Here is a 7,375-nt window from a genome sequence, read left to right on the forward strand (position 1 = left end):
AGGTGAAGACGCAGCTCAAGGACCTGCGGCTGGGGCTCGAGCTCGCCGCCCCTTTGGACCTGGACCTCCCCCACGTGCGGAGCGCGGCCCAGAGGTACGAGAGGCTCGAGGCGGAGGGTGACGGCGAACTCGACCATTCGGCCTTGCACAAGCTGCTCGTCACCCCCGAGAAGCGTGGGGAGTCATGCTAGAGGTTCTTGGAGCGAGCATGGTACATCAAGCAACCACCACGGCGACGATTCTTCTCGCGGACAGCGACAGCGGGAGGCGGAGCGTCCTCGAGATGGTCCTCTCGGCGCACAACTACCGGGTCGTCGAGGTAGGAGACGGAGCCGAACTCCTGGCGCGCCTCCGCCAGGAGACGCCGGACCTCATCGTCGCCGACGCCAAGCTGCCGGTGGTGAGCGGCATCGACATCTGCGACCGGGTCAAGCGCGTTGCCAGGCTCAAGAACGTGCCGGTGATGGTCTTGGCCGACATCAAGGACGAGGAGGCGCAGCTTGGAGCGCGCAAGGTCCGGGCGGACTACCTGCTCACGCGCCCGCTCAGCGGCAAGGACGTGGGCCGCATCGTCGCGGGCATGTTGCGCTCGCCCGCATCCTAGCAGGCCTGCTCGCCAAGAGAGGGTGGCCTTCTGGGTTTACCTTGCCGTCCAACCGGAGGCCGGCGCTTGCAAGGCTGCCAACGCCTCTGCCGCCGGTCCCAGCGCCAGCCCCGGAAAGACGCCGAGGACGACGACGCCCACGGCGGCCAGGGCCAGTGCGGTCAGGGCCATACCGCCAACCTCGAGCCGGCCCGTAGCGCCCTCGGCGGGCGCGTCCAGGTACATCCGCACGATCACCCGCAGGTAGTAGAAGTAGGCCAGGACGGTGTTGAAGATCGCCACGGCGGCAAGAAGGTAGAGCCCGGCGTTCACCGCGCTGCCGAAGACGAAGAGCTTGGCCGCGAAGCCCGCCAGGAGCGGCACGCCCGCCAGGCTGAGCAGAAAGAGGGTGAAGAGAAGGGCGACCTGTGGCTGCCTGCGACCGAGACCCCGGTACGCGTCCAGCTCCGCCCCCACCCCCCTGCCCCGCAGGACCGAGATCGCCGTGAAGGCACCGAGGTTGGCTAGTGCGTAGGCCAAGACGTAGAACATCACCGCCTGCAAGCCCTCCGGCGTCACCGCCGCCAGCCCCACCGCCACGTAGCCGAGTTGCGCCACCGAGGAGTAACCCAAGAGGCGCTTGAGGTTGCTCTGGTTCAGTGCCTGGAGGTTGCCGACGCTCATAGTAAGGATCGCCAGCCAGACCAGCGCACTCTGCAAGGCTGCCAGGACGGCGGGCACCGCAAAGGCCTGCAGCATCAGGCCACCCAGGGCGATGGACACGGCCGCCTTGGGACCCGCCGACAGCAGCGCCGCCGCCATCGTCGGCGCGCCCTGGTAGGCGTCGGGCGTCCAGGCGTGAAAGGGCACCAGCGCCAGCTTGAAGGAAAAGCCCACCAGCAAGAGCGCCAGGCCGGGCCAGAGAAGCGGCGGGATCGTAGCCGCCGCGCTCAGGTTGGCCAGGATGTCCGCGTAGAAAACGCTGTCGCTCGAGCCGAAGACTAAACTCAAACCGTAGAGCAACAGCGCGCTGGCGAGCGCGCCCAGGGTGAAGTACTTGCCCGCCGCCTCGGTGCTGTAGGCGTCGTCGCGGTAGTAGCCCACCAAGACGTAGGTGCTGTAGGCTGACAGCTCGAGCCCCAAGTAAAAGAGCAGCAGGTTGTTGGCGCCGACCATCACCACCCCGCCCAGGACGGTGTAGACGACGAGCGCGTAAATCTCGCCCGTCCCCGCCTCGTACTTGTGCGGGTCGGCCATCACGCCCAGGATGGTCAAGGCGCCGATGAGGCAGAGCACCAAGCCCGCGTAGGAGGTGAGGCCGCCGACGCTCACCATGCCGTAGAGCGTGCCCGTACTCGTGAGCGTGAGGGCGAAGCATAAGGCCGACAGCGCCAGGGCGCCCAGGTTGAGGAGGGCGAGTGCCTGCGGCCGCGCCTCGAAACGCGTCGAGAGGAGCAGGGTCGCCGCGCCTGAAAGCAGCAGCGCAAGAAAAGCCGCTAGCGTGAGGGCGTTTTCCACCGTCACCGCCCCGCCACCCGCGTCGCCGCCTCGAAGGCCGCCAGGATGGGCTGCACTGCGCTGTCGATATAGGGCGTGAGGCTGGGCGGCCACAGCCCCCAGAGGATGGCCAAAAAGACGAGGGGCGCCACCGCGGCGAGCTCGAGCCCGCTCAGGTCGCGCAGTTCGAAGCGCTCCTTCATCTCCTCGGTCGGCTCGCCCTGCAAGACGCGCTGGATCGTCCAGACCATCACCCCGCCGGTTATAAGAATCCCGAAGACGCTGAGGACGGCCGAGAGGGTGGTCACCGGGTTTTGAAAAGCGCCCAGGAGCGCTTGGAACTCGCCGACGAAGCCCGCCAGCCCCGGCATGCCCGCTCCGGCCAGCAGCGAAAACCACAAGAGGCCGCCCAGGACCGGCATCGCCGCGTACACCCCCTTCATCGCCGCGATGGCCCGCGTGTGCGTCCTGTGGCTGAGCATGCCGACCAGCCCGAACATCAGGCCGGTGATGACGCCGTGGGCGACCATCTGGTAGACCGCGCCGTGGACGCCCAGCGGCGTCGCCGAGGCGATGCCTAAGAGCACGAAGCCCATGTGCGCGACCGACGAGTAGGCGACCAGGCGCTTCAAATCGGTCTGCCCCAGCGCGACGTAGGACCCGTAGAGCACTCCGGCCACCGCCAGCCCCGCCAGGACGCCCTGAGCCTGGACCAGCGCCTCGGGAAAGAGCGCCATGTTGAAGCGAATCAGGCCGTAGCCGCCCATCTTGAGGAGCACGCCCGCCAGCAGGATTGAACCGGCGGTCGGCGCCTGGGTGTGGGCGTGGGGCAGCCAGGTGTGCAGCGGAAAGGCGGGCAGCTTGACCAGAAAGGCGAGCGCAAAGCCCCAGAAGAGCCAGGGGGCGGCGGCGCGAAGGTCCAAGGTGCGCTCGAGCAGGACCCGGTAGTCGAAGGACACCGGGCCGCTCCCCGCCGCGAGCCAGCCCGTCACCAGGATCGCCACGAACAAAAAGACCGAGCCGAAGAGCGAGTAGAGCAAGAACTTTATCGCCGCGTAGCGACGCTCGCCGTAGCCCCAGACGCCGATGATGAAGAACATGGGGATGAGGACCACCTCGAAGGCGACGAAAAAGACGATCAGGTCGAGCGCGGCGAAAACAGCGGTCAAGGCGCTCTGCAGGACGAGGAAGAGGGCGAAGAAAAGCCTGTCCTTCACCCCCCAGTCGGTCAGCAAGGCGACCAGCGTCAGGAGCGCCGTTAAAAAGATGAAGGGCAGGCTGAGCCCGTCCAGGGCGACGATGTAGTCAATCCCCAGCGCGGGTAGCCAGGCGTAGTGCTCGAGGTATTGAAACCCCCCCGCCGTGAGGTCGTAGCCGAGCCACAGCCCCAGGCTCAAGAGGGTCGTCAAGCCTGCTACGGCAGCCGCCAAGCGCTTGCTCAACCAAGCCTCGTCGTCGTTCAAGAGGGCGATGGCGAGGGTCGCCAGGAGCGGCAGGGCGATGAGCGCGCTGATCACGGCCGCGCCCCCAGGCTGACGGCGATGACGAGAATCAGGGCGCCCAGGGCCAGGGTCCAGGCGTAGTGATCCACCCGGCCGGTCTGGAGGCGGCGCAGAACGTTCCCGAGGCGCAAGGAGGCCCGGCCGAGGCCGTCTACCGCGCCGTCGATAAGGTCCCGGTCGAAGAGCGGCAGGGCCAGGCCGGCGCGGGTGAGCGGGTCGGCGACGAGGCGGTAGTAGAGCGTGTCGATGCCGTAGCGGCGCTGCAGGAGCCGCGTCATGCTCTCGGGCGCCTCGAGCTTCACGGACTGCCGAACGTAGAGCAGCCAGGCCAAGGCGATGCCGCTGACGGCGACGAGCGTGCCCAGGGCGAAGCCCAGGAGTTGCGCGGAGAGGGGCTCGAGGTGGGGCAGCGGGCCGTAGTAGACGAAGCGCTGCAAGGCATTGGCCAGGAGCGGGCTGCCCAGCAGACCGAAGACCGTCGCCGCGATAGCCAGCGTGACGAGCGCCATGAGCATCTTCCAGCCGGACTCGTGGGGCTGCCGCTCCTCTTCCACCCCTTCCATGTGCGCGTCGTGGCCGTGCTGGCCGCTCATCCTCTCGTCGTGCGCCACCTCCTCGGCCGACATGTTGAGTTCGGGAAAGTCACCCCCGTGCCAGGGCGCCGCCTTCCAGGGCGAGGGCCGGGCGGGCAGCTCAAAGGCGATGAAGTAGAGGCGCGCCGTGTAGAAGGCGGTCAGAAAGGCCGAGGCATAGGCCATGAGGACGAGCAGGCCGAAACCGCTCGCGAAAAAGCCGTAGCCCTTGAGCGCCAAAAAGATTTCGTCCTTGGACCAGAAGCCCGCGAAGGGGAAGATGCCCGCCAGCGACAGCCCGCCGACGACGACCGTCCAGCGCGTCACCGGCATCGTTTTGGCGAGCCGGTCCATCTCGAAGATATCCTGCGTGCTCGAGCCGTGGATCATCGAGCCCGAGCCGAGAAAGAGCAGCGCCTTGAAGCAGGCGTGGGCGACGAGGTGAAAGACCGCCGCCGCCCAGCCGAAGACGCCCAGACCCAGGAACATCAAGCCGAGTTGCGAGACCGTCGACCAGGCGAGGATCTTCTTGACGTCGGCAAAGGCCGGTGCCAGGCTGCCGGCGAAGAGCGCGGTGAAGCCGCCCACCCAGGCGAGCACGGGCAGGGCCTGGCCCATCTCGAGGATGGGATAGCTGCGCGCCATCAGGTAGACCCCCGCCGCCACCATCGTCGCCGCATGGATCATCGCCGAGACGGGCGTGGGGCCCTCCATCGCGTCCAAGAGCCAGACGTGCAGCGGAAACTGCGCCGACTTGCCGACCGCGCCGACGAAGAGGAGCAGGCCGATAGCGGTCGCCGCGCCCGCCGCGCCCGCCAAGACGGTGGGCGCCAGTTCCGTCAGGCGCACGAGGTCGAGCGTGCCGAACTCCCGGTAGAGCCAAAAGAGCGCCAGCAGAAAACCCAGGTCGGCCAGCTTGGTCACCAGGTAGGCCTTCTTCATCGCCTGCTGGGCGGCTATTTTCTTAAAGAAAAAACCGATCAGCAGGTAGCTCATCACGCCCATCAGCTCCCAGAAGAGCAGGACGTGAAAGAGGTTTCGGCTCATCACCATCATCAGCATGGCGGCGGCGAAGAGGCTGATATAGGCGAAGAACGTGGGGTATCTCTCCTCGCCCGCCATGTACTCCATACTGAAGAGGTGGATGAGCAAAGACACCAACGCCACCATGACAACCATCAAGGCGGCGAGGGGGTCGAGGAGGAAGCCGAAGGGCAGGCCCTCCTCGCCAGAGATGGCGAGCCAAGGGATTTCGAAGCTGAAAGGAAAGCCCTCGGCGGGCGGGCGGACGAGCGCCGCCTCCATCAAGACCGCTGTCCGCTCGTCTAGCTGCCTGAGCTGTTGTTCCAAGAAAGCCACCTGGGCGGGGGCCGTGCCCCTCGCCTGCCACAGCTGCAGCTCGGCCTCGAGCCCTTCTCGCGCATACTCCGCCTCCTGCAAGGCAAGGACGCCCGCGCTGTCCCAGGCCGGCGCGGCCTGACGGACTTCAAAGAAGAGGCCGGTTGCCAGGAGCGTGCTGGCGAGCAAGAGGAGGACGCTTGAAGAGGCGGCCAGGCGGTTGCCCAGGCGGTGACCGAAGAGGAGGTTGACGGCGAAGCTGAGAGCGGGCAGGAAGGGGATGAGCCAGGCCAGGGAAACCCAGGTTAGCGAAGGCGTCACCCCTTCATCCTCCGGAGCACGTCCACCATCACCCAGCCGTTGGCCCTGAACACGTTCAGAAAGATCGCTAGGCCGACCGCCACCTCCGCCGCCGCGACAGCGATGACGTAGAGCGCGAACAGGTCGCCCTGAGCATTGTCGCCGTAGCGCCCAAAGGCCACGAAGTTGATCAGGACGGCGTTCAGCATGACCTCGATGGCGATGAGGATGGCGATCAGGTTGCGCCGGGTGAGGACGCCGTAGAGGCCGACAGCGAAGAGCAGCGCGCTCAAGGACAGAAAGTGGTTAAGCGTGAGCATCGGCCTCCGGCTCCTCCTCTTGGCCGGCGTCTTGCGTCCTCACCGTCGTCTCGTTGCGCCGCGCTAAGATGATGGCGCCGACGAGTGCCGCCAAGAGGATCACCGAGACCACCTCGAAAGGCACCAGCGTCCCGCCCTGCACGCGCATCACCTCGCCGCTGCTCAAGGTCACCGTCTGACCGGGCAGGCGCAGGAGCTCGACGCCGAGCCGCTCGACGCCGAGCGCGGTCGGCCGCGGGGCGGCGGGCGTCAGCGCAACGACAAAGGCCAGGAGCACGGCGGTGAGCGGCACGACCAGGACGAGCGCCCCCAGGGCGTTCACCGGCGTGCGCAGGCGCGAGGTCCTCGAGTGCGTCATCATCACGATGAAGATGGTGACGATAGGAATCGCGCCGGCGTTGATGACGAGTTGCAGGACGGCCAAAAAGGGCGAGCCCAGCAGCCAGAAGATGCCCGCGACGGCGAAAAAGGAAAAGGCCAAGGCCAGCGCGGCGCGCACCAGGTTGGCGGAGGTGACGGCGAGAATCGCTAGGCCGAGCACCAGCGCACAGATGAGGTAGAAGGCGACGAGGCTGGGGCTAAAGGCTCCCTCCATCAAGCCTCCTCTTTGCCCCTGTTGTCCTGACGGGCGGCTCGAGCCGCCGCCTCTTTGGCTTCCTGCTCGAGCCTCAAGGCTTCTCCCCCAGGCTGCTCCTCCAGCGGCGCCACCACCAGCTTACCCCGCTTGGTGCGGTGCTCGACGCCCTTCTTGGGGCTGTACCACTGCGCCGCCCGTCTCCCCTGCTCGTCTAGAAACTGTTTGTCGGCCTTGAGGGTCTGCAGGTCGTAGGTCGACAGCTCGAAGTCCTGGATGGTGACGATGGCGCTCACCGGGCAGGCTTCGACGCAGGCGGCGCAGTACATGCAGTTGACCAGGTCGATGTCGAAGCGCTCGAGCACGAAGCCCTTGCCCCCTGGGTTGCGCTTTCGCTCGATGGTGATCACCTGGCTGGGGCAGACCTTTTCGCAGGCGAGGCAGCTCACGCAGCGGTCGGAGCCGTCCTCGTCGGTAATCAGCGCCAAGGACTGGCAGGACACCGGCGGCAGCTCGGGCAGCTCGTAGGGGTAGAGTTGGGTAAAGGAGCCCTTATCGGCGGCCCTGTGGACTACCCCCATACCCTTGCCGACGCCCTTGAGCGCATCGGTGACTTCTTTGAAAAGGCTCATGGCAACCTGCGCTTTCGTCTCACCTTCAACTACCTCACGCTCTGCACGAGCTTGATG

Annotated in this window: 8 protein-coding genes; 2 read left to right on the forward strand and 6 right to left on the reverse strand. The window is 66.7% G+C overall.

The window, feature by feature from the left end; genetic code table 11:
* Positions 1-191: NAD-binding protein (locus tag M3498_14050; protein ID MDQ3460401.1), on the forward strand; the 191-nt coding region annotated here is incomplete at its 5' end.
* A 17-nt stretch (positions 192-208) separates the two neighbouring features.
* Positions 209-604: a response regulator gene (locus M3498_14055; protein ID MDQ3460402.1), complete on the forward strand. Its 396-nt coding sequence runs from the start codon at positions 209-211 to the stop codon at positions 602-604.
* 36 nt (positions 605-640) lie between these two features.
* Here M3498_14055 and M3498_14060 read toward each other — a convergent pair whose 3' ends face one another.
* The 6 genes from M3498_14060 to M3498_14085 all read right to left on the reverse strand — a co-directional run.
* Positions 641-2,101 (reverse strand): NADH-quinone oxidoreductase subunit N, encoded by a 1,461-nt coding sequence (locus tag M3498_14060; GenBank protein MDQ3460403.1) that lies wholly within the window; start codon positions 2,099-2,101, stop codon positions 641-643.
* 2 nt (positions 2,102-2,103) lie between these two features.
* A complete protein-coding gene (locus M3498_14065; GenBank protein MDQ3460404.1) occupies positions 2,104-3,597 on the reverse strand; it encodes an NADH-quinone oxidoreductase subunit M in 1,494 nt (497 codons plus the stop codon).
* Positions 3,594-5,813, reverse strand: a complete 2,220-nt coding sequence (locus tag M3498_14070) for an NADH-quinone oxidoreductase subunit L (protein MDQ3460405.1) — start codon at positions 5,811-5,813, stop codon at positions 3,594-3,596. The genes M3498_14065 and M3498_14070 overlap by 4 nt, the downstream gene beginning before the upstream one ends.
* Positions 5,810-6,112 (reverse strand): NADH-quinone oxidoreductase subunit NuoK, encoded by a 303-nt coding sequence (gene nuoK / locus M3498_14075; protein MDQ3460406.1) that lies wholly within the window; start codon positions 6,110-6,112, stop codon positions 5,810-5,812. The genes M3498_14070 and nuoK overlap by 4 nt, the downstream gene beginning before the upstream one ends.
* A complete protein-coding gene (locus M3498_14080; protein ID MDQ3460407.1) occupies positions 6,099-6,707 on the reverse strand; it encodes an NADH-quinone oxidoreductase subunit J in 609 nt (202 codons plus the stop codon). The genes nuoK and M3498_14080 overlap by 14 nt, the downstream gene beginning before the upstream one ends.
* On the reverse strand, positions 6,707-7,375 hold a 669-nt coding region (locus tag M3498_14085; GenBank protein ID MDQ3460408.1), incomplete at its 5' end, for a 4Fe-4S dicluster domain-containing protein. The genes M3498_14085 and M3498_14080, both read right to left, overlap by 1 nt.

The organism is Deinococcota bacterium (assembly GCA_030858465.1).
GTDB lineage: Bacteria > Deinococcota > Deinococci > Deinococcales > Trueperaceae > JALZLY01.